At 74.6% G+C, this 25,973-nt stretch carries 26 protein-coding genes and 1 tRNA gene; 23 read left to right on the top strand and 4 right to left on the bottom strand.

Translation table 11 applies throughout. The features are described from left to right. Positions 1-68 precede the first annotated feature (68 nt). The 11 genes from ACH4EB_RS10245 to ACH4EB_RS10195 all read left to right on the top strand — a co-directional run bounded on the left by ACH4EB_RS10245 (position 69) and on the right by ACH4EB_RS10195 (position 13,046). Positions 69-1,079, top strand: a complete 1,011-nt coding sequence (locus tag ACH4EB_RS10245) for a glycosyltransferase family 2 protein (RefSeq protein WP_398346939.1) — start codon at positions 69-71, stop codon at positions 1,077-1,079. After that, positions 1,076-2,506: an NAD(P)/FAD-dependent oxidoreductase gene (locus ACH4EB_RS10240; RefSeq protein WP_398346938.1), complete on the top strand. Its 1,431-nt coding sequence runs from the start codon at positions 1,076-1,078 to the stop codon at positions 2,504-2,506. The genes ACH4EB_RS10245 and ACH4EB_RS10240 overlap by 4 nt, the downstream gene beginning before the upstream one ends. Continuing rightward, positions 2,499-3,983 carry an aspartate aminotransferase family protein gene (locus ACH4EB_RS10235; protein ID WP_398346937.1) on the top strand — a complete coding sequence of 495 codons (1,485 nt, stop codon included), beginning with the start codon at positions 2,499-2,501 and terminating at the stop codon, positions 3,981-3,983. The genes ACH4EB_RS10240 and ACH4EB_RS10235 overlap by 8 nt, the downstream gene beginning before the upstream one ends. A gap of 29 nt (positions 3,984-4,012) precedes the next feature. Beyond that, positions 4,013-4,318, top strand: coding sequence for a hypothetical protein (locus ACH4EB_RS10230; protein WP_398346936.1), 306 nt, complete (start codon positions 4,013-4,015; stop codon positions 4,316-4,318). Continuing rightward, positions 4,315-5,853 carry a GMC family oxidoreductase N-terminal domain-containing protein gene (locus tag ACH4EB_RS10225; RefSeq protein WP_398346935.1) on the top strand — a complete coding sequence of 513 codons (1,539 nt, stop codon included), beginning with the start codon at positions 4,315-4,317 and terminating at the stop codon, positions 5,851-5,853. The genes ACH4EB_RS10230 and ACH4EB_RS10225 overlap by 4 nt, the downstream gene beginning before the upstream one ends. Next, positions 5,831-7,537 carry a GMC oxidoreductase gene (locus tag ACH4EB_RS10220; protein WP_398346934.1) on the top strand — a complete coding sequence of 569 codons (1,707 nt, stop codon included), beginning with the start codon at positions 5,831-5,833 and terminating at the stop codon, positions 7,535-7,537. Before ACH4EB_RS10225 ends, ACH4EB_RS10220 begins: the two co-directional genes overlap by 23 nt. Then, positions 7,534-8,544 (top strand): 2,3-diaminopropionate biosynthesis protein SbnA, encoded by a 1,011-nt coding sequence (sbnA, locus tag ACH4EB_RS10215; RefSeq protein ID WP_398346933.1) that lies wholly within the window; start codon positions 7,534-7,536, stop codon positions 8,542-8,544. The genes ACH4EB_RS10220 and sbnA overlap by 4 nt, the downstream gene beginning before the upstream one ends. Beyond that, a complete protein-coding gene (locus tag ACH4EB_RS10210) occupies positions 8,545-9,660 on the top strand; it encodes an iron-containing redox enzyme family protein (protein ID WP_398346932.1) in 1,116 nt (371 codons plus the stop codon). A 23-nt stretch (positions 9,661-9,683) separates the two neighbouring features. Then, positions 9,684-10,784 (top strand): ROK family protein, encoded by a 1,101-nt coding sequence (locus ACH4EB_RS10205; RefSeq protein WP_398346931.1) that lies wholly within the window; start codon positions 9,684-9,686, stop codon positions 10,782-10,784. A 259-nt stretch (positions 10,785-11,043) separates the two neighbouring features. After that, complete coding sequence (locus ACH4EB_RS10200; protein ID WP_398346930.1) at positions 11,044-12,513, top strand: purine-cytosine permease family protein; 1,470 nt, start codon at positions 11,044-11,046, stop codon at positions 12,511-12,513. Positions 12,514-12,515: 2 nt separating this feature from the next. Next, entirely contained in the window at positions 12,516-13,046 is a 531-nt protein-coding gene (locus ACH4EB_RS10195) for a pyridoxamine 5'-phosphate oxidase family protein (RefSeq protein WP_398346929.1), read from the top strand. A gap of 91 nt (positions 13,047-13,137) precedes the next feature. Here the strand turns inward: ACH4EB_RS10195 and ACH4EB_RS10190 are convergent, their stop codons facing one another. Genes ACH4EB_RS10190 through ACH4EB_RS10180 form a run of 3 tightly spaced genes read right to left on the bottom strand, consistent with a single transcriptional unit; the run spans position 13,138 to position 15,817 of the window. Next, positions 13,138-13,365 (bottom strand): hypothetical protein, encoded by a 228-nt coding sequence (locus ACH4EB_RS10190; RefSeq protein WP_398346928.1) that lies wholly within the window; start codon positions 13,363-13,365, stop codon positions 13,138-13,140. Positions 13,366-13,403: 38 nt separating this feature from the next. Further along, positions 13,404-14,876, bottom strand: a complete 1,473-nt coding sequence (locus ACH4EB_RS10185; RefSeq protein ID WP_398346927.1) for an amidase — start codon at positions 14,874-14,876, stop codon at positions 13,404-13,406. An 8-nt stretch (positions 14,877-14,884) separates the two neighbouring features. Next, positions 14,885-15,817 carry a phosphotransferase gene (locus ACH4EB_RS10180; RefSeq protein WP_398346926.1) on the bottom strand — a complete coding sequence of 311 codons (933 nt, stop codon included), beginning with the start codon at positions 15,815-15,817 and terminating at the stop codon, positions 14,885-14,887. 315 nt (positions 15,818-16,132) lie between these two features. Between ACH4EB_RS10180 and ACH4EB_RS10175 the strand changes: the two genes are divergently transcribed. From ACH4EB_RS10175 to ACH4EB_RS10140, 8 genes are all read left to right on the top strand, one after another. After that, positions 16,133-16,921, top strand: a complete 789-nt coding sequence (locus ACH4EB_RS10175; protein WP_398346925.1) for a hypothetical protein — start codon at positions 16,133-16,135, stop codon at positions 16,919-16,921. Positions 16,922-17,048: 127 nt separating this feature from the next. Next, positions 17,049-18,458 carry a hypothetical protein gene (locus ACH4EB_RS10170; protein ID WP_398346924.1) on the top strand — a complete coding sequence of 470 codons (1,410 nt, stop codon included), beginning with the start codon at positions 17,049-17,051 and terminating at the stop codon, positions 18,456-18,458. A gap of 152 nt (positions 18,459-18,610) precedes the next feature. Then, positions 18,611-18,781 (top strand): 50S ribosomal protein L32, encoded by a 171-nt coding sequence (gene rpmF / locus ACH4EB_RS10165; RefSeq protein ID WP_398346923.1) that lies wholly within the window; start codon positions 18,611-18,613, stop codon positions 18,779-18,781. A 6-nt stretch (positions 18,782-18,787) separates the two neighbouring features. Beyond that, complete coding sequence (locus ACH4EB_RS10160; protein WP_398346922.1) at positions 18,788-20,035, top strand: GTP-binding protein; 1,248 nt, start codon at positions 18,788-18,790, stop codon at positions 20,033-20,035. Further along, entirely contained in the window at positions 20,020-20,415 is a 396-nt protein-coding gene (locus tag ACH4EB_RS10155; RefSeq protein ID WP_398346921.1) for a Fur family transcriptional regulator, read from the top strand. Before ACH4EB_RS10160 ends, ACH4EB_RS10155 begins: the two co-directional genes overlap by 16 nt. 111 nt (positions 20,416-20,526) lie before the next feature. Then, positions 20,527-20,826 (top strand): hypothetical protein, encoded by a 300-nt coding sequence (locus tag ACH4EB_RS10150; RefSeq protein ID WP_398346920.1) that lies wholly within the window; start codon positions 20,527-20,529, stop codon positions 20,824-20,826. Positions 20,827-21,460: 634 nt separating this feature from the next. Beyond that, on the top strand, positions 21,461-21,757 hold the full coding sequence (locus tag ACH4EB_RS10145) for a type II toxin-antitoxin system VapB family antitoxin (RefSeq protein ID WP_003986294.1): 297 nt from the start codon (positions 21,461-21,463) through the stop codon (positions 21,755-21,757). Positions 21,758-21,890: 133 nt separating this feature from the next. Beyond that, entirely contained in the window at positions 21,891-22,544 is a 654-nt protein-coding gene (locus ACH4EB_RS10140) for a LytR C-terminal domain-containing protein (RefSeq protein WP_398346919.1), read from the top strand. Between the two features lie 223 nt (positions 22,545-22,767). Here the strand turns inward: ACH4EB_RS10140 and upp are convergent, their stop codons facing one another. After that, positions 22,768-23,403, bottom strand: a complete 636-nt coding sequence (upp, locus tag ACH4EB_RS10135; RefSeq protein ID WP_073764985.1) for a uracil phosphoribosyltransferase — start codon at positions 23,401-23,403, stop codon at positions 22,768-22,770. 969 nt (positions 23,404-24,372) lie between these two features. On the opposite strand from upp, the gene ACH4EB_RS10130 reads away from it, so the two are divergent. From ACH4EB_RS10130 to ACH4EB_RS10115, 4 genes are all read left to right on the top strand, one after another. Next, a complete protein-coding gene (locus tag ACH4EB_RS10130) occupies positions 24,373-24,915 on the top strand; it encodes a hypothetical protein (RefSeq protein WP_398347069.1) in 543 nt (180 codons plus the stop codon). Positions 24,916-24,939: 24 nt separating this feature from the next. Continuing rightward, positions 24,940-25,485, top strand: coding sequence for a nucleoside deaminase (locus ACH4EB_RS10125; protein WP_398346918.1), 546 nt, complete (start codon positions 24,940-24,942; stop codon positions 25,483-25,485). A 57-nt stretch (positions 25,486-25,542) separates the two neighbouring features. Then, a tRNA-Ser gene (locus ACH4EB_RS10120) sits at positions 25,543-25,629 on the top strand. A 103-nt stretch (positions 25,630-25,732) separates the two neighbouring features. Further along, a complete protein-coding gene (locus ACH4EB_RS10115; RefSeq protein WP_398346917.1) occupies positions 25,733-25,966 on the top strand; it encodes a hypothetical protein in 234 nt (77 codons plus the stop codon). The last annotated feature ends 7 nt before the right edge of the window (positions 25,967-25,973 follow it).

The raw sequence follows: 25,973 nt of genomic DNA, 5'->3' as shown, positions 1-25,973 counted from the left end.
CCGCGGCCCGTCCCCACGCCCACTCCCGCCTCCCGACCCCCGACCGCCCTCGAACCTAAGGACCGTTCATGCCCGCGACCCGAACGCCCGCCCAGCTCACCGCCGTGGCCGCCCGGCCCCTGGTCAGCGTCGTGGTGCCGTGCTTCGACGAAGCGGCCGTCATCGGGGAGACGCACCGCCGGCTCAGCGCCGTCCTGCGCGGCCTGCCGGGGTGCGACCACGAGGTGGTGTACGTGGACGACGGCAGCCGGGACGGGACGTGGGACCGGCTCACCACGCTCGCCGCGGGCGACGCGCGGGTCCGGCTGGTGCGGCTGACCCGCAACTTCGGGCACCAGCCGGCCGTCCTCGCGGGCCTGCGCGAGGCGGCCGGGGACGCGGTGGTGACCATCGACGCTGACCTCCAGGACCCGCCCGGCCTCATCGCCGACATGGTCGAACGCTGGCGCGCCGGCTGGCCGGTGGTCTCCGCGCGGCGCACCACCCGGGAGGGCGAGAGCCGCTTCAAGACCGGCACCGCGCACATCTTCTACCGGCTGCTGGCCGCGGTCGCCGACCACCCGGTGAGCCTCGACACCGGGGACTTCCGGCTGCTGGACCGCGAGGTCGTCCGCACCCTCACGCTGCTGCCGGAGAGCGAGCTGTACCTGCGTGGCTCGGTGTGCTGGGCGGGCTTCCCCGAGACGAGCCTGGAGTACGGGCGGCTGCCGCGGCCGGCCGGGCGGACGAAGTACACGCTGCGCAAGATGGCGGGCCTGTCCCGGCGCGGCCTGCTGGCCTGCTCGTCGGCCCCGGCCCGGGTGCCCGCCGCCGTCGGCCTGGCCTGCCTGGGCGGTACGGCCGTGGCCTCGGCCGTGCTGCGCCGCCCGCTGCCGCTGGCCGCGTGGACCTTCGGCGGCCAGGCGGTGCTGCTCGGGGTGCTGGGCGAGTACCTGCTGCTGGTCCACCGCGAGGTACGCGGGAGGCCGCCGTACGTGGTCCTCCAGCGGTGGGCGGCCGGGGTGCCCGCCCCGGTGGAGCTGACCGCCGCCGGCCTGGCCGGGGCCCGGGTGGCGTGGGCGGCCGGGAGCCCCCGGTGACGGCCGGGAACGGCGGGCGGGCCGGACACGACGGCCCGGGCACGGACTGGGACGTCATCGTGGTCGGCGCCGGGTTCACCGGCCTGGCGGCCGCCCACGAACTCGGCCGGGCCGGGCTGCGCTGCCTGGTCCTGGAGGCCGACGACCACGTCGGCGGCCTCGCGGGCACGTTCACCGTCGGCGGCCGGCAACTGGAGCGCTTCTACCACCACTGGTTCGCCTCCGACACGGACATCTTCCGGCTCTGCGCCGACCTCGGCCGCGCCGACCTCGTCCAGCGCCACCACGGCCGCACCGGCTTCTACTACGCGGGCGGCATCCACCGCCTCTCCTCCCCGCTCGACGTGCTGCGCTTCGCGCCGCTGCCGCCGGCCGACCGGCTGCGCCTGGGCCGGTCCGTACTGCGCGCCGGACGGGTCCGGCACTGGCGCGAGCTGGAGGCGCTGACCGCCGAGGAGTGGCTGGTGGGGCTGGGCGGGCGGCGGGTGTACGACCGGGTGTGGCGGCCGCTGCTGGAGGGCAAGTTCGGCCCGTACGCGCCCGAGGTCGGCGCCACGTGGATGTGGACCAAGCTGCACCTGCGGGGCGGCAGCCGCAGCCGGTCCGGCCGCGAGGTGCTCCACTACCTGCGCGGGGGCTGCGGCGCGCTGCTGGACGCCTGGCTGCCCCGGCTGGCCGGACTGGGCGTACGGATACGGACCGGCAGCCCGGTGACGGAGGTGCTGACCGGGCCGCAGGGGGTGACCGGTGTGCGCTGCGGCGACGAAGTCATCGGCGCCCGGCGCGCGTTGGTGACCTGCGCCCCCGGCCCCGCCGCCACACTGCTCGCCCGGTCCGCGCACCCCGCCGCCCCGGCCCTGCGGCGCCGGCTCGCGGCGATCCCGTACCTGGCCAACCTCTGTCTGGTGCTGGAGAACGACCGGCCGCTGTCCGACACGTACTGGCTCAACGTCACCGACCCGCACTTCCCGTACGTCGGCGTCATCGAGCACACCAACCTCGACGCCCCGCAGCACTACGGCGGGCGGCACCTGGTCTACCTCTCCACGTACCTGCCCGCGGACGCCGCGCTCTACCGGATGAGCGATCCGGAGGTCTACCGCCACAGCCTCCCGCACCTGCGGCGGATGTTCCCGGCGTTCCGCGAGGAGTGGGTGCGCGCCCACCACGTCTGGCGCGCCCCGTACGCGCAGCCGGTCATCACCCGGCACTACTCGCGGACCGTGCCCGGCGTCGAGAACGCCGTATCCGGGCTCTACCTGGCCGGGATGGCCCAGGTCTTCCCCGAGGACCGGGGCACCAACTACGCGCTCCGGGGCGGACAGCGCGCCGGCCGGCTGATCGCCGACCGCGTCCGTACGGCGGAGCGCCGCACGGACCGCGCCCGCACCGCCGACGCCGCACGGATCGGAGCCGACCATGACTGACCCGCGTGCCCCGCAGCCCCTCCTCACCGTGGCGGACTGCGAACGGATGCCCGCCCGCCAGGTGCACGACCTCTACCGGCAGTACGTCAGCCGCGCCCAGGTCTCGCTGCTCGGCTCCTTCGGATTCGGCCAGGACCTGGCCGACCACGCCGAGGGCTGCTGGATCACCCTGCGCGACGGGCGGCGCATCCTGGACTTCACCGGCGGGATCGGCGTACTCAACCACGGGCACAACCACCCCCGGCTGCTCGCCGCCCGCCGCCGCTTCGCCGAGCGGCGCACCATGGAGGTCCACAAGAACTATCTGTCGCCCTACGTGGCCGCGCTCAGCCACAACCTGGCGCGGCTGCTCCCCGGCGACCTGGACATCAGCTACTTCCCCAACTCCGGCGCGGAGGCGGTGGAAGGCGCCGTGAAACTCGCGTACAAGTACCACCGGGGCCACCGCGGGACGGTGCTGCACAGCGACCTCTCCTTCCACGGCAAGCTCCTCGGAGCGGGCAGCCTCACCGCCTCCCCCGAGACCGGCTTCCCTTACCCCGGCCTGCCCGGCACCGACCACTTCGCCTACGACGACCCGGAGTCCTTCGCCCTCGCCCTGGAACGGCACCGGACCGGGGACGGCGGCAGCGACGTGTACGCGGTGGTGCTGGAGCCGTTCAGCGCGTCGAGCGTGCGCGAGTGCTCGGCGGAGTTCCTGTACGAGGTGCGGCGGCTGTGCACCGAACGGGACATCGTGCTCGTCTTCGACGAGGTGTACACAGGCTGGGGACGGACCGGCACGCTCTTCCACTTCATGCGCCACCCCGGCCTGGTGCCCGACGTGCTGACCACCTCCAAGTCCTTCGGCGGCGGCAAGGCGTCCATCTCCGGCTACATCGCGCGCGAACCGGTCTTCCGCGCCGCGTACGACAACCTCGCCGACGCGACGCTGCACAGCACCACGTACTACGGCTTCGGCGAGGAGACCGCGACCGCGCTGGAGGCCGTTGCCATCGCCGTGGACGACGACTACCCGGCGCGCGCCGTGCGGATCGGCGAGCGGCTGGGCGGCGGCCTCGCCGACCTCGCCGCACGCCACCCGTCCCTGGTGGCCGGCACGTCCGGCCGGGGCGCGCTGCACGGCCTGTTCCTCAACGACGGCCTCCCCGCGCTGGACCGGCTGCTGCGCCTGGTGCCCTCCTCCTTCGCCCGGGACCCGCGGGCCCGCCGCAAGCTCGTAACCGCGGCCGTCATCGCCTCCCTGTACCGCGATTACGGCGTACTGGCCTACTACGGCTCCAACCACGGCCTGCCGCTCATCGCCTCGCCGCCGCTGGTCGCCGGGGAGACCGAGGTCGAGGTGTTCCTCCAGGCGCTGGACTCGGTGCTGGAGCAGGGGGCCGGGCGGCTGCTGGCCCGCTTCGCCAAGGACGTCCTGGCGCAGCACGTGCCCGTACGGGGCAAGGAGGCCAGGGAGCGGGCGGTGGCGCGGTGAACGGCGCGTGCGCGGCGGACCGCGGCCGGATGGCACGGGCACTGCGGGCGAGCCGGCTGCCCGGCCTGTGGGCGGCCCGCCACCCGGCGCTGGCCGAACCGCTCGCCGGTGCGCGCGCTGCCGAGCATGTCAGCGGGTCGCTGGAACGGCTTCCGGCGCTGTACCGCATCGGCGCCGAAGCGGCGTTGCGGTTGTCGGGGGCGGTGTCGGCGGGCCGTGCCGTGTCCCCCGCCGGCTACGACCGGCTGGCGCGGCTGCCCGGCTTCGGCCGCTTCCTCGCGGTCATCGACGCCCTCGCGCTGTACGGCGGGCTGGACGGTGAGCCGGACACATGACCGTACCCAAGGGCCGCCGCCACGCCCCGCACCGCACCGTCTCCTGTGACGCCCTGGTCATCGGCTCCGGCGCCGGCGGCGCGGTCGCCGCGCTGGAACTGGCGCGGGCCGGTCACCACACCGTCGTCCTGGAGGAAGGGCCCCGGACGACCACCGCCGAGATCGCCGCGGCGTCGCCCGCCGCGAACCTGCGCCGCCTCTACCGCGACGCCGGGCTCGCCCCGATCCTCGGCAGCCCGGTGATCCCGTACGGCGAGGGCCGCTGTGTGGGCGGCAGCACGGTCGTCAACGGCGGGCTGCTGTGGGCGCCGCCGGACGCGCTGCTGGAGCGCTGGGCCCAGGTGATGGGCACCACCGACTACCGGTCCGGCCGGCTGGCCGAACACGTCCGTACGGTCTCCGAGCGGCTCGGCGTCGCCACCCAGCCGCACGGCGACGGCAACGCGGACTCCCGGCGGCTGGCCGCCGCCGCCGACGCCCTGGGCTGGCGCTGGACCGCCGCCCGGCGCGCGGCCCCCGGCTGCGATCACCGCAACCGCTGCCCGACCGGCTGCCCCAGCGGCGCCAAACGCAGCATGCTCGTCAGCTACCTCCCGGAGGCCGAGCGCAACGGCGCGCGGATCGAGCCGGATACGCGGGCCGTGCTGCTGCGGCACGACGGCCGCACCGTGCACGGGGTGCGGGCGGTGGGCGGCCCGGACGGGCGTACGCCCGTCGACTACCGCCCCCGTACGGTCTTCCTCGCCGCCGGGGCCGTCGGCAGCGCCCTGCTCCTCCAGCGCAGCGGCATCCACCGCCGGACCGCCGGGCGCGCCATGGGATTCCATGTGAACTTCCGTCTGGTGGCCCGCTTCGCCGACCCGGTGCACGCCGGGCAGGGCACGATCTTCACCGCCCAGTTGCGGGAGTTCGAGGAGCTGGGCGTGCACGTGATGCCCGCCAACCTCTCCCGCGGCGCGCTGGCGGCGGCGGTCGCCGGGCACGGGCCCGCGGTGGTCGACGCGCTGCTCGCGGACCTGGGCCGGGTCGCGGTGTACACGGTCCAGGTGGCGATGAGCGGCCGGGTCGCCGTGCGCGAACTGCCCGCCGTCGGGCGGCTGTTACGGCACCGGATGACCTCCTACGACCGCGGCCTGCTGCGCTTCGCCCTCGGCCGGGCCGCGCGGGTCCTCTTCCGGTCGGGGGCCGTGGAGCTGTACCCGCCGTCCCCCGGCGCGCCCCCGCTGCGCACGGACCGCGCGGCGCGGGAGTCCGCCGCCCGCTGCGACCCGCGCGGCTGGGACCTGGTGTCCGTCCACGCCATGGCGTCCTGCCCGATGGGGCGGCCCGGGCTCGGCGGGGTGTGCGACCAGGACGGGCGCCCGTACGGTGTGGCCAACCTCCGGCTGTGCGACGCCTCGGTGCTGCCGGGGCCGGCCGGTCTCAGTCCGCAGGGCACGATCATGGCGTTCGCGCACGAGATCGTCGCCCGCCACCTCTCCTCAGCCCCCGAGGCCCCCGCGAGGAGGCACCGTGACAGCGACACCGCACCCTGACAACGCGCGCGACGGCAGCGCCGAAGGGCGCCCGCGCGGCGTGCTCCGCCCCACCGGCCCCGTCGTGGACTGCGACATCGCCGTCATCGGCTCCGGCATGGGCGGCGCGACCCTGGCGTACGCCCTGCGCGACACCGGAGCGCGCGTCCTGGTCGTGGAGCGCGGCGACTTCCTGCCGCGCGAGTGGCAGAACTGGTCGGCGCCCGCCGTCTTCACCGCCGCGCGCTACCGCAACGCCGAACCCTGGTACGACGCCGGGGCCGGCCGCTTCTTCGCCCCTGGCGTGCACTACTACGTCGGCGGCAACACCAAGGTCTTCGGCGCCACGCTGCCACGCTTCCGCGAAGCCGACTTCGGGCCGCTGGAGCACGCGGAAGGCGTCTCGCGCGGCTGGCCGTTCCCGTACGGTGCCCTGGAACCCCACTACGCGCGGGCCGAACGCCTCTACCGGGTGCACGGCAGCCGCGCCGCCGACCCGACCGACCCCTGGCGTTCCGGTGACTACCCCTGGCCGGCCGTCCCCCACGAACCCGCGGTCGCCGCGCTGGCCACGTCGCTGCGCGACCAGGGCCTGACCCCGTACGCGCTGCCCACCGGCATCGACCTGCGCGCCGGCGGTACGTGCCTGCGCTGCGGCACCTGTGACGGCTTCCCCTGCCTGGTCGAGGCCAAGAGCGACGCCGACGTGTGCGCGCTGCGGCCAGCGCTGGCCACCGGCAACGTCTCGCTGCTCACCCGGGCCACGGTCACCCGGCTGGTCACCGGCGCGGCCGGACGGCGGGTGACCGAGGCACTGGCCCAGCACGAGGGCCGTGAACTGCGCATCCGCGCCGACCGGTTCGTCCTGGCCTGCGGCGCGGTCAACACCGCCGCGCTGCTGCTGCGTTCGGAGCCCGCTGTCTCGCGCACGGGCCCGGTTCGGACCACCGGCCTGGCGAACGGCTCCGGACAGGCCGGGCGCAACTACCTGGTGCACAACAGCACCTTCCTCATGGCGGTCGACCCGCGCCGCGCCAACGACGTGGTGTTCCAGAAGACGCTGGGCGTCAACGACTGGTATCTGGGCGACGGCACGCGCGGGCCCATGGGCAACATCCAGGCCCTGGGCAAACTGCGCCCCCCGTCGGCGGGCGGCCTGTGGCCCCGTACGCCGCGCCCGCTGCTCGCCGCCGCCACCCGCCGCAGCATCGACCTGTACCTCACCAGCGAGGACCTGCCGGTGCCGGAGAACCGGGTGACCGTCGGACCCGGCGGCCGCACCGAGGTGCACTGGCGGCCGGTGAACCTGCCGCCGCACCGCGAACTCGTCCGCCGTGCCGCGCGGATGATGCGCCGCGCGGGCTTCCCCCTGGTCCGCGCCCGGAGCATGGGCATCGCGGTCAACTCGCACCAGTGCGGCACCGCGGCCGCCGGGGACGACCCGGCGGCCAGCGTCGTCGACCCGGGGTGCAAGGCCCACGAGCTGGACAACCTGTGGGTCGCGGACAGCTCCTGGTTCCCGTCCTCGGCCGCCGTCAACCCGGCACTGACGATCGCCGCCAACGCGCTGCGCATCGCGCCGGGAGTGGCGGGGGTGGCGCCGACGGCCGCTTACGGGGCGACCGGGTCCGACGCGGCCGACGCGCTCCGGGCCCGCGACTCCGCGCGCGGCGGCCGCGGGGACGGAGGGACCGCCGGCCCATGATCGTCGACCACGCCTACGAACTGATCACCGACGATGTCTTCCTGCGCCTGGACGGCCTGCTGCCGCACGCCGAACTCTTCCTCAAGCTGGAAGGGCTCAACCCGGCCGGATCGGTCAAGCTCAAGACCGCCACCGGCCTGGTCGAGGACGCCGAACGCCGCGGCCTGCTGCGCCCCGGCGGCTCCCTGATCGAGTCCTCCTCCGGCAACCTGGGCATCGCCCTGAGCGCCGTCTGCGCGGCCAAGGGCTACACCTTCACCTGCGTCACCGACCCGCACGTACCGCGGCAGAGCGTCACCCTGATGCGCGCGTTCGGCGCCCATGTGTGCGTCGTGGACACCCCGGACGGCAACGGCGGCTACCTCGGCAGCCGGATCGCGCTGATCCGCAGCGCCCTCGACCTCGACCCGTCACTGACCTGGCTGAACCAGTACGCCAACCCCGCCAACCCGGCCGTGCACGCGGCCCGCACCGCCGCCGCCGTCCTGCGCGAGGTCCGCGCCGTGGACTACCTCTTCGTCGGCGCGGGCACCACCGGCACCGTCATGGGCTGCGCCGCGCACTTCCGCCGCCACTCGCCCCGTACGCGGGTCGTCGCCGTGGACGCCGAGGGGTCGGTGACCTTCGGCGGCCCGCCCGGCACCCGCCGCATCCCGGGCCTGGGCACCAGCCGGGTGCCGGAGATCTGCCGCCCGCGCGACGTGCACCGCGTGGTCCGCGTCCCCGAACGGGACGCCGTACGGATGTGCCGCCGCCTCGCCCGCTCCCACGGCCTGGCCGTCGGCGGCTCCACCGGCTCGGTGCTCAGCGCCGTCCTGCGGCTGCGGTCCGGCATCCCGCCGGGCGCCCGCGTGGTGGCGCTCTCCGCCGACCTCGGGGACCGCTACCTGGACACCGTGTACGACGACGCCTGGGTCACCGAACACTTCGGCGCGCCGGCGGCCGGACCGCCCGGCCGCCCCCGGCTCCCCGGCCCCGCGCCGGCCGCCCCAGAGGAGGTGCGTTGAATGAACCCGCCCGCCGTGAACGCCGCCCCGGCCCCCGGCCGCCCGCGCCCCCCGGCGAGCCCGGAGGGCACCGACGGCCTCCAGGACCTGTACTGGCCGCCCGTCCGCCCCTTCAGCTCCCTGGACCCCGCGCTCGTGCGCTTCCTGGCCGCTCCCCCGCCCGCCCAGGGCGCGCTCCTCGCCCGGCTGCGCGCCGACCCCGAGGCCCACGGCCGCTTCCTCCACGAGCACCTGGCCACCCTCTACGCCCACTCCTTCGGCTACCGCGACGGACCGGCCGCGCACGCCCCCGACGACGACCTGGAGATCGCGCTGTACGCGGCGCGCACCCGGATGGAGCACGAGTTCCTGACGTACGGCTGCACCCCCGCGCCCCTGCCGGAGCCGTGCGGCCAGGAAGCGGCCGCCGACCACCTCGAAGCGCTCGCCGCCGACAACCCCGGCGCCGCCCACCCCCTCTTCCGCTTCCTCGCCGCCGACGCCACCCGCGAGCAGATCGAGTACTTCCTGCGCTGCGAACTGATCCGCAACGAAGTCGTGGACGACGAGGTGGCGCTGCTCGTCGTCGGCCTCCAGGGCCGGCAGAAGGCGGTCGCCGCGGCCAACCTGTGGGACGAGTGCGGGCGCGGCCGGCTGGAGCACTTCCACACGTACTGGCTGCGCCGCCAGCTCGGTTCCCCCGCCGGGTGGGAGGCGCTGGCCCGCTACCGCGGCGGCCATCCCTGGTTCGCCAAGCCGACGTCCAACCTCTTCGCCGCGCTGCTGCTGCGCCCGGCGCGCGTCCAGGCCGCGTACGGCTGCTTCCTCGTCTTCGAAAGCTGGGTCGAACCGCACTTCACCCTCCTCCTGGAGGGAATGACGCGGGTGGGCATCCACGACGACGACACGCGCGTGTACTACACCGCCCACACCCGCATCGACCCGCGCCACAGCCGGGAACTGTGCGACGGACTGCGCGCCCAGCGCCCCCGGCTCACCCCCCGGGAGGTACGGGCCGCCCTGTACGGGGCCCATCTCGCGGTCGACACGGGTGTCCGGCAATACGACCGCATCCAGCGCCACTTGGAGACCATGGGCCCGCGGAGCGTACGTGCCCCGCGGCCCCAGGACCACTGAGGCCGGCCGCGATCGGAGGAACCATGACGGACCCGGACCGGAGCGCCCACCAGCAGGCGGGGGCGGCCGACGCCGTACTGACCCTGCGCGACACCCCGCCCGACGCCCCGCCCGCCGCGGAGACCGGCCGGGCCACCGGTACCGCCCCGCCCGCGCCGCTGAACGGACGCCCGCACGACGGCCCCGGCGGTCTCACCCTCGGCCTCGACATCGGCGGCACCCTCGTCAAGTCCGCGCTGGTCGCCCCCGACGGCACGGTCCGGCACGAGAGCCGCTGCCCGGCCCGCCCCGAGGACGGCCCGGACGCCGTCCTGCGCACCGTCCTCGACCACGCCGCCGAGACCCTGGCCGTGGCCCGCGCCGCGGGCGCGGACGTGCGCGCGGCGGGCATCGCCTCCTGCGGGCTGGTGGACGAGGACACGGGCACCGTCATGTTCGCCGCCACCTTCGGGTGGCGCGACCTGCCGCTGCGCCGGCTGGCGTCCGAGCGCCTCGGGCTCCCGGTGGCACTCGGCCACGACGTACGCTCCGGCGGCGTCGCCGAGGCGCGGCTGGGCGCGGGGCGCGGGCACCGGGTGGTCCTCTTCGTCCCCGTCGGCACGGGAGTGGGCGGTGCGCTGCTGCTGGACGGCAAGCCGTACCCGGGCGGGCACTGGCGTTCGGCGGAGGTCGGGCACGTCGTCACCCGGCCGGGCGGCGAGGCGTGCCCGTGCGGCCAGCGCGGCTGTCTGGACACCATCGCGGGCGGCGTCGCCGTGGTACGCCGCTACAACGAGCGGCGCGGGACCCGGCCGCAGGTGTCCGGCGCGGAGGAGGTGGCACGCCGCGCGGCGGCCGGCGACCCGGCGGCCGCACGGGTGTGGGCCGAGGCGGCCGACGCGATGGCGCAGACGCTGCTGACGGCGATCACGCTTTTCGACCCGGCCGTCCTGGTGCTGGGCGGCGGCCTCAGCCAGGCGGGGGAGCAGTTGCGCGCGCCGCTGCGGCGCGGCCTCGAAGAGCGCGCCGCCTTCCAGGCCCTGCCCGACCTCGTCTTCGCCCAACTGGGGGAGCGGGCGGGCCGGATCGGCGCCGGACTGCTGGCGTGGGATCTTCTGCCCGCACTCGAAGGAGCACGGACATGACCGCGCACGGCCGGGCGCAAACGGTCACGGCCGTGCCCGTACGCGGGCACGGCGCGCCCCAGTTCCGTACCCTCATCGGCTGCCGACCCGGCCCTGACCGGCCGCGCGGACCCCGCTGACCGGGTCTGCCCGCGCCGCGCCGCGGACGGGGGAAATGGGCATGTTCACAGCAGTGGGCGTGGCGGACCGGCTCTGGAGGCCCGCCGTCGGGTTCGCTGTCCAGGAGCCGGGTTTTCCGCCCCCGAAGGGAGCCCCGACCATGCACGACCCCGCCGCCGCACCGACACCCGACGGCCCCGCACCGACACCCGACGGCCCCGCGCACCGCCTCGTCGAAGGCCGCACCATCGACGCCGTGCCGGAGACCGAACGGCACGGCCGCCCCCGCGACCTGTTCGCCGTCTGGTTCGCCGCCAACATCAGCCCGCTGACCATCGTCTCCGGCACCATCGCCCCGCTGGTCTTCGGCCTCGGCCTGTGGCCCGGCATCGCCGCGGTGACCCTCGGCAACCTGCTCGGCGGATTCCTGATGGCCCTGCACGCCGCGCAGGGGCCCCGGCTCGGCGTGCCCCAGATGATCCAGAGCCGTGGCCAGTTCGGCAGCCACGGCTCGCTGCTCGTCACGCTCGTCGTCGTCTTCATGTACGCGGGCTGGTTCGCGTCCAATCTGGTCATCGCCGGGCAGGCGCTGCACCGGTCGGTGCCCGCCGTGGGCACCTCGGGCTGGCTGGTGCTGTGCGCGCTGGCCGGCCTGGTCGTCGCGGTCGTCGGCTACGACCTCATCCACCGGGTCGGCCGCTGGGCCACCGTCGTGACCCTCGCCCTGCTCGCCCTGTGCGCCGTCAAGGTGTTCCTGGCCCCCGGCGTCCTCGAACGCGCCACGAACGCCACCGGCTTCACCCTCTCCGGCTTCGTCGGCATGACCGCCATCGGCATCCTGCTCCAGATCACCTACGCGCCGTACGTCTCGGACTACTCCCGCTACATGCCCGCGCACGCCGCGTCCCGCCGCTCCACCCTGTGGTTCACCTACTGGGGCAGCGTCCTGGGCAGCGTGCTGCCGATGTTCCTCGGCATCGTGATGGGCCTGGCGGTGGCCGACGACGCGATCGCCGGGCTGGACAGCGTCCTCGGCGGCACCCTGTCCGCCGTCGTCCTGTGCTCCTTCGCCGTCATCGTCGTTCACGTCAACTCCATGAATCTCTACGGCACTTCACTGTGCCTGGTGACCGCCGCGCAGACCTTCCGGCACCGCTGGCTGCCGGGCCGCCGCACCCGTACGGCGCTGATCGCGGGCCCGCTCGCCCTCGGCCTGACCCTCGCCCTGGCCTTCCAGGACACCTTCCTCACCTCGTACACCGACTTCCTGGCGGTCCTCCAGTACGTCCTGATCCCGTGGACCGCCATCAACCTCGTCGACTACTACCTGATCCGGCGCGGGCATTACCACGTACCGTCCTTCTTCGCCCCCGGCGGCGGCGTGTACGGACGCGTCAACGGCCCGGCCGTCCTGGTCTACGCCGTCAGCTTCGCGCTGGAGATCCCCTTCATGCACACCACCGCCTACACCGGCCCGGTCGCCACGGCGCTCGACGGAATAGACCTCTCCTGGGCCGTGGGCCTGCTGGTCCCCACCGTCGCGTACTGGCTCATCGCCCGCCGCCGCACCGCACCCGACCTCCGCACCGCCACGGCACCCGCCCCCGCCCTCCCCCAGGAAGGCTCCTGACCATGGCCACCACGCCCGACTTACGCACCGAGGCGGCCCGCCTCCTGCACACCAACCGCTACCTCACCCTCGGGACCGCCGGCCCCGACGGCACTCCCTGGGCCGCCCCCGTCACCTACGCCTGGGACGACGCGGACCACTTCTACTGGTGGTCCGCGTCGGACGCGCAGCACTCCCGCAACATCGCCGCCAACCCCGCCGTCTCCGTCCTGGTCTTCGACTCCCAGGTCACCGATACCGAGGCACAGGCCCTCTACGGCGAGGGCACCGCCCACGCCCTCGCCCCGGCCGACCTGCCGGCGGCCCTCGCGGTCTTCTACGCCCGCCGCTACCCCGACCCCGCCACCCGCGCCCGCAAGGCCCGTCGGCCGGCCGAGTTCCAGGGCGCCTCCCCCAAGCGCTTCTACTGCGCCACCCTCCACACCTACTCGGCCCTCACCCCGGCCCCCCACCCGCTCCACGGCAACGCGGTGCCCCACCGGGTCACCTTCCCCTTCACCACGGCGTGGGCGAAGGGCTACGAGCCGGGGTGAGGGCGTACGGGCCGGGGTGAGGGCGGGCCGCTATGCGGGCGTACGGGCCAGGAGGAACCGGAGGGCTACGGCGGGCCGAACGAGGCCTGCCTCACCGGCACTTGCGCAGCCAGGCCAGGAGCGCCACCAGCGCGATCGGCGCGGCGACGGCGACCTTGACGGCCAGCTTCGTGGTCAGAAAGGCGAAACCGGGGGCCCACAGGTCCAGCCACCAGGCCACCAACAGCGCCAGGACCAGCACCAGAACGGCACACACCACGGACACCGCCATACGGACGGCCCGGCTGCCGAGCTGCTCCACACCCTCCCCCTCGCTCATGCATGCGATTCTAGGGACGGAGAGCGACCACCGCGGTCTCAGACGCCGATCCCGCCAAGGATGTCCGGATGGCGTCGGCCGTGCCCCGTGGCCGCTTCGTACGCGGCACCGACCCGCAGTACGGCCAGGTCGGCGCGCGGCGGGCCGACGATCTGGAGGCCCACCGGGAGGCCGCCCGGGGTGAAGCCCGCCGGGACGGAGAGGGCGGGCGCGCCCAGCACGGACACGAAGTAGGCCGAACGCATCCAGTCGAGGTACGTGTGCTGCGGTTGTCCCCCGACCACATCCGGGTACTCCACCGCCGCGTCGAACGGCACGACCTGCGACACCGGCGCCAGCAGCACGTCGTACCGGGTGAAGAAGTCGACGGCACGCAGATGCAGCCGCGCGCGGCAGACCGTGGCACGGGCCAGGTCGGGGCCGGTCAGGCGGCGGCCCTGTTCGATGTTCCACACGAGACTCGGCTTCAGGGCGTCGCGGGAGGCGTCGAGCGCCGCGCCGAGCGCGAGCTCGAAGTGGTGGGCCCGCAGGACACGGAAGACGTCCTCGGCCCCGCCCAGGTCCGGACAGTCCTCCTCGACCCGGCAGCCGAGCCGCCGGAACACCTCCACCTGCGGCTCCAGCACCTCCCGTACGCCGGGGTCGACCGGCACCCGGCCGCCCAGATCAGGCGTCCAGGCCACGCGCAGCCCCGCGAGATCGCTCTCCAGCGGCTCGCGGAACGGCGCTCCCGGTCCCTCCAGGCTGACCGGGCAGCGCGGGTCGGGCCCGGCCATCACCGACAGCAGCAGCGCGGCATCGGCGACCGTACGGGCCATCGGGCCCGGCACGGTCAGCGTGTCCCACGGGTTACCCGCCGGAAACGACGGCACCCGGCCGGGCGTGGGGCGCAGCCCGACGACGTTGCAGAAGGAGGCGGGGTTGCGCAGCGAGCCGCCCATGTCGGAGCCGTCGGCGAGGGGTTGCAGCCCGGCGGCCAGCGCGGCCGCCGCGCCGCCGCTGCTGCCGCCCGCCGAGCGGGTGAGGTCGTACGGGTTGCGGGTCACGCCGAACACCGGGTTGAAGGTGTGCGAACCGGCTCCGAACTCCGGCACGTTGGTCTTGCCGACGCGGATCGCACCGGCGGCCTGGATGCGCTGGACGAGCAGCTCGTCCTCGTCGGGCACCGTGTCCGCGTGCAGCGGCGAGCCGTACGTGGTGCGCATGCCGCGGGTGAGGTGGGTGTCCTTGAAGGCGATGGGCAGCCCGTGCAGGGGCCCGGCCCGGCCGCCGCGCGCCAAGTGCTCGTCGGCGGCCGCGGCAGCCGCCAGCGCGCCTTCGGGGTCGAGGCTGACGAGGGCGTTCACCTGCGGATTGACGCGGTCGATGCGGTCCAGGTGCGCGCGGACGACCTCACGGGAGGAGAGCTCACGGCGGCGGATACGGGCCGCCAGGTCGACGGCGTCGGCGTGGACGAGAGCGGAGTCACCGGCGGGACTGCCGGGGCCGGTACCCGAAGGGGTGGGGGTCATGACCGTCCTCATACCCGCGCCCCGGCCCCGGCCCCCTCCCTCAGCGCACCGATCACGCCCCGGGCCCGCGCCACGGCCGCGTCGTCCCCGTGGCGCGCCCCGCGCTCCATCGTCCCGGCGGCGTCCAGCGCCGCGAGCGTCGGCAGCGCGTACCGTTCCGCGTCCGTCAGCTCCCGCCCGTAGCCGCGCAGGAAGGCGGCCCGCAGGCCCCGGTCGCGCTGCCACGGGCCGTACGCCATCCGGACGAGGTCCTCGGCCGCGCACCCGCGGCGCGCCTGCGCGAAGCCGACGAGCGCCAGGCGCGGGCCCGCCGCGTCCCACAGGAGGTGGTGGGCGTCGAGGTCGCCGTGGAGGAATGCGGCCGGCAGCGGCGGCAGCAGGTGGAGCAGCGCGGCCCGGTCGAGGACGAACCGCCGCTCGGCGTCGCCCAGCGCACCCGCGTGCGACAGGGCGGCCACCTGCCGTTCGACGGCCGCGTACCGGCCGGCCGCCCACCGGTCCGTGCCGCCCGCGGTCGCCGCGTCGCACGCGTCGTGCAGGCGGCGCAGCAGACGGCCCGCCTGCCGGTACCGCTCCGTGGAGTCCGTACGGTCTGCGCGGTGCGCACGGTCCGTACGGGCGTCGCGCCCCGGTGCCGGGGCGGCGGCATGGGTCCCCGGCACGGCGGTGAGCAGCAGCGCGAGCCGGGCCGGGTCGCTGTCGACGAGGACCGGCGCGTGCGCGTGGCCGAGGGCGGGGACGGCGTGGCGGTACGCGTGCGTCTCGCGCGTGTAGCGGTCCGGCGTCGGCGCCACCTTGAGGAAGAACCGGGCCCCGTCCGCGCGCGTCAGCTCCCACACCCGCGACCCGGTCCGCCGCCGCGCGGCGTCGCGGACCTCGGTGATCTCGCCGCCGGCCCGGCGGCGGGCCCAGGCACCGATGGTGTTCGGGACGGTTGGCACAGTTCCTCCTCGGTTGACGCCGGTTCGGACGGGTGCTCGCAGAACGAGGCCCGCGGACCGTTCGTCACGGTCCCACGAGGGCGCCCTCTCGGTCGAAAGTTCGACCGGCCCGTCAACACGCGGCCTCGTACGGGTCACCGCGAACAGGGTTCACCCGGCCGTGGACAGCCACCCGATCCGGGGATTGCGGGCTGCCGGATGGCTGGAAGTCGGCAGCGGCGGGGCAGGTGGCGCCGCATGGAGTTGTACAGTTGCGCAATCCAGCAACTTAATGGCGCGACGCGGGACGCGCCCCGATCCGCCGGGGGGATCCACATGCCGGCCACCGACTTCCTACGGACCGAGGTGGACGCCGCCTTCGCGCACGCCCTCGGCCGGGCCCTCGACTCCCGGGAGGTCAGAGACGCGTTGCGCCGCTCCCCGGCAGCCCCCGACCGCGAGCAGCTCCGCTCCCAGGCCCACCGGGCACGCGACACGCTCTGCGCCGCGGCCGCGCCCGAGTACGCGGCGTACGCCCGGCTGCGCTCCGAGGCCGACAGCGGGACGCACCCCGGCCCCCCTGCCGTCGCGGACTCCGACGGCCTGCTGCCCGCCCTCGGCGTCCTCGTACCGAGCCTGGGCGCGGTGGCCGCGGTCCTCTTCCTGGCGATCGGCTTCGGCATGCGGCTCGTCGGCTTCCACCGGCAGTTCGCCGACGAGCTGGTGTACGCGGGCTGGCTCGCCGCGGGTGTCGCGGCGGCGGCGACCGTGGCCGGCCTGGCCTGGATGCTGGTGACGGCGGCCCGCAACCGCTCGGCGCCCCCTGCGGACGACACGACCGGCGACGGCGCGGACCAGGAAACCGAGGTGGCACGAGCCCGCGCCGCCTGGCAGCGCGCGCTGCTGGAGCGCGGCATCCAGCCGTTCCTGCTGGAACGCGTCCGCACCCGCGTCCGGGAGGAGCAGTCACGCCCCGGCTCGGCGGCACCCCCGGCGGCCCGCACCCGCCCCGGCTACTCGGCTCCCGAGTACGCCGGCCCGGAGTTCGCGAGTCCCGAATTCGCGAGTCCCGGCTACGGGCGGCCGGCGTACGGGAGCCCCGCGTACGAAAGCCGCGAACGGTAGGCCGGCCAGGGCCCGCGTGCCCGCCGCCCCGGCCCCGCCCTCTTGGCCATCCCGCGCCCCCGCCGCCCACGAACCCCTTTATCCACAGGGGTGGTTGTGAGCCATGCCTCAACGGCACTATGGGCGCATGAGGAGGGCCACCGGCTTTGCGCCGACCGAGCCGCCGCAGCCCTCGCCGCGGCGGCACAACGCGGTGCTCCGGCTGTACGACGCGCCCCTGCACCGGGACTGGGCCTGCCGGCTCACCGCCGGCCTCGCCGCCCTGGAAGCCGTCAGCGTCATGACGTCTCCCGGACCGGCAGGCGCCCCGCCCCGCTGGCTGGACACACTGCTCGCCGTGATCATCTTCACCGCGCTCTTCGGCGTGACGCCCACCTGGGTCCGGTTGCTCCTCCGCAGACGGCGCCGGCGCGGCCGCCACCACCAGCCACCACCGCCGACCAGCACCGCACCACCGCCCGACACCACACCCTTGCCCGACACCGGGCCCCCACCGCCCGACACCGCACCCGCACCGCCCAGCACCCCGCCAACACGCCTCACCCCGCCCCCTCGCCCCACCCCGCCGTCGTACGCCTCCTTCCTCCGTCAGACGACCCCGCTCCGGCCCCCCGCCGCTCCCCGCGCACCGGCCCACCCCGAGACCGGCCACCCGCCCGCACCCGACCCCTTGGCCGCCGCCCGCCGCTCCCTGCCCCACCCCGTGGCCCGGGCCGTTCACGAGATGCAGCGGGCACACACTCCCAAGGACCGCTACGAGGCGCTGCTCGAAACCGCCGAGACGCTCGCCGCCACCGTCGCCGTCACCGCGGCCGGGCTGCTCACGGCGCACGGCGCGGGCGAGCGCAACCTCGCGGAGCTGCGCGCCGCCCTCGCCTCCGGAGCGGGCACCACCTTCGGCACCTGGACGGTGTGGCTCCACCACCTGTGCCGGGCTGTGCGGGAGCGCACGGACGTGGTCCCCGGCCTCGCGGACGTCCTGCGGGACGAGCCCGACATGGCCGTCAGGCCGGACGACCCCGGGCTCGCCCAGTTCCTCGACCGCCTCAAGGGGGAACGCAACCACCCCGCGCACGGCGCCAAACCGCGGACACAGGCGGAGGCCGCCCTGCGCGTCGCCGAACACCGGCTCACTCTCGAACGCGCCCTGGTGTCGGCCCGGTTCCTCACCGGCCTGCCCTGGCTGCTCACCGTCTCGTGCGCCTACCAGCGCCGTACCGGCACGTTCGAGGTCGTGGCGGACCACCTGATGGGCGACCACCCCGACTTCGACCGGCTGACGTTCCCCTGCCCGGCCCCGGTCGCCGACGACACGGTGTACGTCCTCAGCCCGGCGGGCCCGGTCGCCCTGTCGCCGTTCGTCGCCAGTCTGTACTGCGCGCAGTGCGGACGCCGCGAGATATGCCACGCGCACCGCGCGGGACACCGCAGCCGCCCGGCGGCCTACAAGAGCTTCGGCCGCGGGCACGTCATCCCGTACCCCGAGCTCGACGACGAGATCGCCACCCTCCCCGGCCCGCGCCCGCCCCGCCGGTGATTCCGTGGGCCCGCCCTGATCCGCAACCCCTAGTTAGAAATGGGACCCATTTTCATATAGCCTCGTCCGGCACCGGCACGGACCCGCGTACGCCGCACGGCGTCCCCGCGCGCCCGTCCGCCCACCCACGCCCCAGGAGAGGTTCCCGGACCATGGCCGTCCCCAAGCGGAAGATGTCCCGCAGCAACACCCGCCACCGCCGCGCCCAGTGGAAGGCCCGCACGCCGTCCCTGGTCCCGGTGACCGTCGACGGCTCCGTGTACCAGGTCCCACGCCGCCTGGTGAAGGCGTACCAGCGCGGCCTGCTGCGCCCCGAGGACTGACCGCCGATGGCGCCGCCCACGGCCGGCCCGCTGCCTGTCACCGTGCTCTCCGGATTCCTCGGCGCGGGCAAGACCACGCTGCTCAACCACGTCCTGCACAACCGGGCGGGGCTGCGGGTCGCGGTGATCGTCAACGACATGAGCGAGGTCAACATCGACGCCGCGCTGGTCCGCGGCGGCGAGGCCGCGCTGTCGCGCACCGAGGAGCGGCTGGTCGAGATGACCAACGGGTGCATCTGCTGCACCCTGCGCGACGACCTCCTGGACGAGGTCGACCGGCTGGCCCGCGAGGACCGCTTCGACTACCTGCTCATCGAGTCCAGCGGCATCTCCGAGCCGATGCCGGTGGCCGCGACGTTCGCGTTCCCGCGCGACGACGGCGCGACGCTGGGCGACCTGGCCCGGCTGGACACCATGGTCACCGTGGTGGACGCCGTACGCTTCCACGCCGAGCTGGCGAGCGGCGACGGCCTCGCCGAACGCGGCCTCGCCCCGTACGAGGACGACGAGCGGACCATCAGCGACCTGCTCATGGACCAGGTCGAGTTCGCGGACGTCATCGTCGTCAACAAGCTCGACCTGGTGGACGAGGCGCGGGCCGCACACCTCCGGGCCGCTCTCGCCCGACTCAACCCGGCGGCCCGGATCGTCCCCGCCCGGCACGGCCGCGTGGCAACCGCCGAGATCCTGGGCACCGGCCGCTTCGACCTGGAGCGCGCCCAGCAGGCACCCGGCTGGGTCATGGAGCTCAACGGCGACCACGTACCGGAGACCGAGGAGTACGGGATCTCCAGCACGGTCTTCCGGGCGACGCGCCCCTTCCACCCCGGCCGGCTCTGGGAGTTCGTCACGGAGGGCATGGACAGCGGCGCGTACGGGCACATCCTGCGGTCCAAGGGCTTCTTCCGCCTCGCCGGCCGGCCGCGCGTGACCGGGCTCTGGTCGCAAGCGGGCTCCGTCGCCCGCTTCGAGCCGTCGGGCACCCACGCCGCGACCGGGGACGGCCGTCCCGAGGACGGTCACCCGTCAGACGACCGTCCCGCCGACGGTCATCCCGAAGACATCCAGGAACTGGTCTTCATCGGGACCGGGCTACGGGCCGAAGCCCTGCGCGCCGCCCTCGGGAGCTGCCTCGTCACGGACGCGGAGAGGCGTACGGGCACGTACGGAACCGACCCGTTCCCGGCCTGGGACACCCACGGGGCGGGTGACACCTGCGACCACGAGGGCGAACCGGCATGGGCGGGCGGCTGACCCGACAGCGCGCCTCCGTCCTGCGCGTGCTGACCGCGTGCCAGGACTTCGTCTCGGCGCAGGAGTTGCACGTACGCCTGGTCACCGACGACGTCCCCGTCGGGCTGTCCACCGTCTACCGCGCCCTGCGCGACCTGGAGCGGGCCGGGCGGGTCGACGTCGTACGGGACGAGGCGGGCGAGCGCCTCTACCGGCCGCGGCCCGCCGACGGCCACCGCCACTACCTGATCTGCCGCCGCTGCGGCCGCAGCCGCCCGCTGGACTCGGACGTGGTGGAGCGCTGGGCGGAGCGGGTGGGCGCGGAGAGCGGCTTCAGCGCCGTCGAGCACACCGTGGAACTCAGCGGCATCTGCGCCCGCTGCACCGGGCCGTACGGGTAGCCCGCCCGGCCCGGTGCCGGTGCGGTGCCGCCATGCGCCCGGCGCCGGATGGCGGGAGACTCGGAAGTGGGGACGCGCACCCCTGGCGAGGAAGGAAAGAAGGCGCCTGCCATGACAGCCACCACCCACGCGCCGCACCCGGACCACACCCACGAGCACGGCAGCGGCTGCGGCCATGTGTCCGTACCCCACGGCGATCACGTCGACTACGTGCACGACGGCCATCTCCACCGCCCGCACGGGGGCCACGCCGACGAGTGCGAGCCCGCCGCGCACACCGTCCACGAGGGCCACGACCACGACCACCGCCCCGGCTGCGGTCACGTCGCCGTACCGCACGGGACCCACGTCGACTTCATCCACGACGGCCACCGGCACGCCGCCCACGAGGACCACTGGGACGACCACTGAGGGCAGACGGCAGGGCGGGGGCGACGGCCGGGCGCGGCCCGTCCCGAAGAGACTTCCGTCCGAGCGGCGTGTCCGAACGGTGGGGAAGGGCCGGGGCGGCGGCCGCGGGCGGCGCGTGCGACCGGCACGTCCGAACCGTACGGCCCGTACGACCAGCCGTCCCCGGTCCGGCCGGCGTGTCCGGCCGCTGAGGGCCGCAACGGTCGGCACCTGTGCTTGCCTGCCTGCCGTCCGGAGCCCGCCTACCACCCGCTCCGGCTTCCGTCCGTCCGGCGCGACGAGCCGTACTCCGATCGTGTCGAATTCCCCCGCGCCACACGCTTCACGGAGTTTGCGGAATTCAGCCCTCTTTACGCCCCGCGCCAAGCGTCCGGCCCGCTCCCCGCGGCCCGCCGAACGCTCGTTTCCGGCCGTCCTCGGGAGCGCGTCGCGCCACTTTTCCGCGGCGGCGGACGCCTTTCCGCGCAAGGGACGGCCCTCCCCCGCCATGGCCGCGCGGGACGCACACCACCTGCCCCGCGCCGCCCCCTCGTGCGCCGCCTCCGCACCCCCCTCCGGAAATGCCCCTCTTTGCCGCATTCACGCTCCGACCACATGGCTGCGCCCGCAGCCGGTGGCCCGGTAGGCTTTCCGTGTGATCTTCAAGCGCATCGGAAATGGGCGGCCGTACCCGGACCACGGCCGGGAGAGCACCCGCCAGTGGGCGGATGTCGCCCCCCGTCCGGTACGCCTCGACCAGTTGGTGACGACCAAGCAGCAGCTCGATCTGGAGACGCTGCTCGCCGAGGACTCCACCTTCTACGGCGACCTCTTCGCGCACGTCGTGAAGTGGCAGGGCGACCTCTACCTGGAAGACGGGCTGCACCGCGCCGTGCGCGCCGCCCTTCAGCAGCGCCAGGTGCTCCACGCCCGCGTCCTGGAACTGGGCTGAACCGGCCCCGCCGCCTGCGTCTGACCCGGCCCGCCCCCTGTTCGGCGGACCATATTGGCCCTTTCGGGTGGGCCTTGCGACGCGCATTGATCATTTAGTAGGCACGGGCCCGGCCCCGCACTACGCTGCGAACATGAGCATGCTGACGCCCCCTGGCATGGGCGGTAAGAAGTACCGCATCACGGGCGACAGATATCCGCGGATGCGCCGCCCCCGTCACCGCCGGCGGATCGCCCTGGCGATCACCGCCGCCGTCTGTGCCCTGGCCCTGGCCGGCTGGGGCACGTTGCAGCTCATCGACGTCTTCGGCGGCCGGGGCGGTACGGCCCAGGCCGCGCAGGACAAGAAGAAGTGTCCCGACAAGGGCGGCACGAAGCAGACCGGCGCCCTGGCCGCCGGTACGGGCAAGCCGCTGCCCAAGCCCGCCGACGTCACCGTCAACGTCCTCAACGCGACGGCGCGCGGCGGCCTCGCCAAGACGACCGCGGACGAGCTGAAGAAGCGCGGCTTCAAGGTCGGCAAGGTGGGCAACGCACCGCCCGCCTACGACAAGAAGATCAAGGGCACCGGCGTGCTGCTGGGCGCCCGGACGACATCCGAGGGCGCCCAGCAGGTGCTGGGCACCCAGCTCGAAGGCGCGGAGCCGAAGACCGACACCCGTAAGACGGGCGATGTCGATCTGCTCATCGGCGACACGTTCAAGGCCCTGGCCGAGCCGGCCGCGGCCCAGAAGTCACTCACCGCGCTGACAGCACCGCCCAAGGCGAACCCGCACTGCCAGAAATGACCCGCCGCCCCGCCCGGCCCGGCACCGCCGGACCTGATCCAGCGCCATCGGGCCGGCCAGCCTGTCGACGGTCGGCCCGTGAGGCCGACGGCCTGTCCGGGCACCGGCCCGCCCGGACGCCGGCCCGCCCGGGCACCAGCCCTCAGCCCAGCGCCCATCAGCGCACATCAGGCCGACCGCGCACATCAGGCCGACGGCAGCCCTTCGATCCGGCAGCGGCCCGTCAGCCCGCCGTGCCGTACATCCGGTCGCCCGCGTCACCGAGGCCGGGGACGATGTAGCGGTCGGGGTCCAGGCACTCGTCCACGGCCGCCGTGACGACCGTCACCGGCGCGCCGGCCAGCTCGCGCTCCATCACCTCGACGCCCTCGGGGGCGGCCAGCAGGCAGATCGCGGTGACGTCGTCCGCGCCACGGTTGATCAGTTCCCGGATGGCGGCGACCAGCGTGCCGCCGGTGGCCAGCATCGGGTCGACCACGTACACCTGGCGGCCCGAGAGGTCGTCCGGCATCCGCGTGGCGTACGTGTGGGCCTCGTACGTCTCCTCGTTGCGGACCATGCCCATGAAGCCGACCTCGGCCGTGGGCAGCAGCCGCACCATGCCGTCCAGCATCCCCAGACCGGCGCGCAGGATCGGCACGACCAGCGGGCGGGGGTGGGACAGCCGCACTCCGGTGGTCGCCGTCACCGGGGTGTCGATGTCGACCTGCTCGGTCCGCACATCGCGGGTGGCCTCGTACGCGAGCAGGGTGACCAGCTCGTCGGCGAGGCGCCGGAAGGTCGGGGAATCGGTGCGCTTGTCGCGCAGGGTAGTGAGTTTGTGCGCCACCAGCGGGTGGTCGACGACGTGGATCCGCATGACATCGACAGTAGCCGAGGTCGCGGGCGCCGGTGCCCGCCCGTCGGTGCCGCGCGGGCCGGGAACGGATTTCGCCGCAGTGGCTTCGAAACACCGGTCCGGGGGAAAGTGGGCACAAACGCCCGGTCTGTCGCACCGGCGCCGGGCATGGACCTCGTCCCAAGGCGGTGTACGGCGTGCCCGACGGGAATGGGAGCGGAAACGGAACCGGGACCGGACGCGGTACCGGGAGCGGTACCGGACGCGGCGGCGGAAGCGGCAGCGGGAACGCGAGCCGGCGCCGGACCAGCAGGGGAGCCGGACACAGGCCCGTACGCCCGGCACGGGAGGCCCGGGACGAACGGAAGGCCCGCAACGAACGGGCCCGGAACGCCGAGGGCACCCAGGACACCGGGGCCACCAGGGCCGACGCCCGGAACCCCAGCACCGACACTCGGGGTCCCCGGCCCCCAGCCGACGCCACCACGAACCGAACTCAGCCCCCTTCCCCAGAACCCCTCGCCCCGTCCCCCGATCCACACCCCACCGCCCCCACCAACTCCACCAGCCCCACTTCCCCCTCCACCTCCTCCGCCTCCTCCGCCTCCTCCGCCTCCCCCTCCGACGAAGGCGCCACCGGTGCCGAGAACGACGCGGCGCGCCGACGCCGGCGCGCCCAGTTCCTGCGCGATCTCAGCGAGGCCAAGGAACTGCGCGACCGGGTCCAGCCGCGCCGCGCCCGGGCGGCACGGATGCGGCAGGCCATGAGAATGCGCACGTTCCGCTGGTAGCCGAACGTCACATCAGCCCCATAAGAACCTCTCGCCCCACAAGACGTGAGCCACATCTCTCGGAACGGCCGCACGACGCAACGCCGAAGACCCCGCGCAATCGCGTTGTTTCTGCCACGATTCCGATGGGCGGGGACCTGCGGCGCCGAGGCGCCGCCCCGTCCGACCCGGCACGCCTATGACCAGTGGGAGAGTCACGGTGTACTTCGCCGCACTGCTCGCGCGCACCGAAGACGGGTGGGAAGCGAGCGACACAGAGCTCGACAATGTGGAGACCCTGACCGATCTGGCCGACCTGGCCCGTGAGGCCGCGGTCGACGACGACACGGTGGTGGCATACATCGAGCAGGAAGGCACGTGGTTCGGCGTCGTCCGCGTGGACGGCGAGGACGATCCGCGGATCTTCATCTCGAACGCCGCCGCCGCTGCCCGCAGCTCGTACGGTGCGATGCTCACCGACGAACTGCTCGGCCGCGACGAGGAGGGCACCGACGACCTCGACAGCCTCGACCTGGACGGTACGGAGGACGGCGAACCCGACACGGCGGACGGCGGGAGCGAGGGCGAGGAGACGGCCACGGCCGCCGACACCCAGGCGCCGCCACCCGGCCCGCTCGGCGACCCGGGCCTGCTGGCCGATCTGGGCATCGGCGCCAAGGAACTGCTCGCCCTCGACACCGACGCACTGTCCGAAATCGCCGACGCCCTCGGCTGCACGGATGTCCTGGAGGCCGTGAGGTAACGCCCGTCACGGACACTGGGAGGCATGACCGCCCCCTTGCCCGACCCCCTCCACCCCCCGGCGCCCGACCCGCTGCGCGATCCCTGGACCGCGGCGATGCGAAGGGCGCTGGACGAGGCTGCTCTCGCCCCCGGGACCGGCGACGTCCCGGTGGGCGCCGTCGTGCTGTCCGCGGACGGTACGGTCATCGGCACCGGCCGCAACGAACGCGAGGCCACCGGCGACCCCACCGCCCACGCCGAGATCCTCGCCATCCGCGAGGCCGCCCGCACCCTGAACGAGGGCAGCGGGGCCACCCCGGACGGTGCCGGGCGCCGGACGGGCGAGTGGCGGCTGACCGGCTGCACGCTCGTCGTCACCCTGGAGCCGTGCACGATGTGCGCGGGCGCCATCGTGCTGTCCCGCCTGGACCGCGTCGTCTACGGCGCGGCCGACGAGAAGGCGGGCGCCGCCGGCTCCCTCTGGGACGTCGTACGCGACCGCCGTCTCAACCACCGCCCCGAGGTGATCACCGACGTCCTGGCCACCCCCTGCGCCGCCCTCCTGACCAGCTTCTTCCGCTCCCGCTGACCCCACCCCCGGTTACCGATTTCGGCGTACGGCCCCCCGTGGGCTAGAGTTCCTCTCGGTAGCGTGTCCGAGCGGCCGAAGGAGCGCGCCTCGAAAGCGCGTGAGGGGGCAACTCCTCCGTGGGTTCAAATCCCACCGCTACCGCTCGAAGAGAACCGCCCCTGACCTGCGAAAACAGGTCGGGGGCGGTTTTTCGTTGCCGTCCCGTGCAGCACATGTGCAGCACGGGCCCCTCGTACGGTGGTGGATGTGGCTTACATACGGCGCCGCCGACGTCGTGTGCACCCTCAGCGGCTGGATGCTCGTCTCCGGCATGATCCGCCTCACCCTGGATGAGAACGGGAACGCCTACGTCCGCTTCCTGGCCGGCGGCGCCACCGTCTCCTACATGCTCGCCCGTCCCACGAACGCCCGCCCCGCCCCACCCTCTACCGCCACCCCGGAGAACCGTCAGCTCTCATCCAGCCTGCGTCTGCTGTGACGCGCCG

It is taken from the genome of Streptomyces sp. NPDC018045 (genome assembly GCF_044327445.1).
GTDB lineage: Bacteria > Actinomycetota > Actinomycetes > Streptomycetales > Streptomycetaceae > Streptomyces.
The sequence above is the reverse complement of the archived record's forward strand: the minus strand, read 5'-3'. Positions and strand labels throughout refer to the sequence as shown.

Coding starts and splice junctions, on each gene's coding strand:
- rpmF (WP_398346923.1), top strand. CDS start 18,611: ATGGCCGTCCCCAAGCGGAAGATGTCCCGCAGCAACACCCGCCACCGC.
- ACH4EB_RS10200 (WP_398346930.1), top strand. CDS start 11,044: ATGCACGACCCCGCCGCCGCACCGACACCCGACGGCCCCGCACCGACA.
- ACH4EB_RS10245 (WP_398346939.1), top strand. CDS start 69: ATGCCCGCGACCCGAACGCCCGCCCAGCTCACCGCCGTGGCCGCCCGG.
- ACH4EB_RS10170 (WP_398346924.1), top strand. CDS start 17,049: ATGAGGAGGGCCACCGGCTTTGCGCCGACCGAGCCGCCGCAGCCCTCG.
- ACH4EB_RS10225 (WP_398346935.1), top strand. CDS start 4,315: ATGACCGTACCCAAGGGCCGCCGCCACGCCCCGCACCGCACCGTCTCC.
- ACH4EB_RS10235 (WP_398346937.1), top strand. CDS start 2,499: ATGACTGACCCGCGTGCCCCGCAGCCCCTCCTCACCGTGGCGGACTGC.
- ACH4EB_RS10160 (WP_398346922.1), top strand. CDS start 18,788: ATGGCGCCGCCCACGGCCGGCCCGCTGCCTGTCACCGTGCTCTCCGGA.
- ACH4EB_RS10140 (WP_398346919.1), top strand. CDS start 21,891: ATGAGCATGCTGACGCCCCCTGGCATGGGCGGTAAGAAGTACCGCATC.
- ACH4EB_RS10150 (WP_398346920.1), top strand. CDS start 20,527: ATGACAGCCACCACCCACGCGCCGCACCCGGACCACACCCACGAGCAC.
- ACH4EB_RS10210 (WP_398346932.1), top strand. CDS start 8,545: ATGAACCCGCCCGCCGTGAACGCCGCCCCGGCCCCCGGCCGCCCGCGC.
- ACH4EB_RS10125 (WP_398346918.1), top strand. CDS start 24,940: ATGACCGCCCCCTTGCCCGACCCCCTCCACCCCCCGGCGCCCGACCCG.
- ACH4EB_RS10115 (WP_398346917.1), top strand. CDS start 25,733: ATGTGGCTTACATACGGCGCCGCCGACGTCGTGTGCACCCTCAGCGGC.
- upp (WP_073764985.1), bottom strand. CDS start 23,403: ATGCGGATCCACGTCGTCGACCACCCGCTGGTGGCGCACAAACTCACT.
- ACH4EB_RS10230 (WP_398346936.1), top strand. CDS start 4,013: ATGGCACGGGCACTGCGGGCGAGCCGGCTGCCCGGCCTGTGGGCGGCC.
- ACH4EB_RS10205 (WP_398346931.1), top strand. CDS start 9,684: ATGACGGACCCGGACCGGAGCGCCCACCAGCAGGCGGGGGCGGCCGAC.
- ACH4EB_RS10185 (WP_398346927.1), bottom strand. CDS start 14,876: ATGACCCCCACCCCTTCGGGTACCGGCCCCGGCAGTCCCGCCGGTGAC.
- ACH4EB_RS10175 (WP_398346925.1), top strand. CDS start 16,133: ATGCCGGCCACCGACTTCCTACGGACCGAGGTGGACGCCGCCTTCGCG.
- sbnA (WP_398346933.1), top strand. CDS start 7,534: ATGATCGTCGACCACGCCTACGAACTGATCACCGACGATGTCTTCCTG.
- ACH4EB_RS10190 (WP_398346928.1), bottom strand. CDS start 13,365: ATGAGCGAGGGGGAGGGTGTGGAGCAGCTCGGCAGCCGGGCCGTCCGT.
- ACH4EB_RS10195 (WP_398346929.1), top strand. CDS start 12,516: ATGGCCACCACGCCCGACTTACGCACCGAGGCGGCCCGCCTCCTGCAC.
- ACH4EB_RS10155 (WP_398346921.1), top strand. CDS start 20,020: ATGGGCGGGCGGCTGACCCGACAGCGCGCCTCCGTCCTGCGCGTGCTG.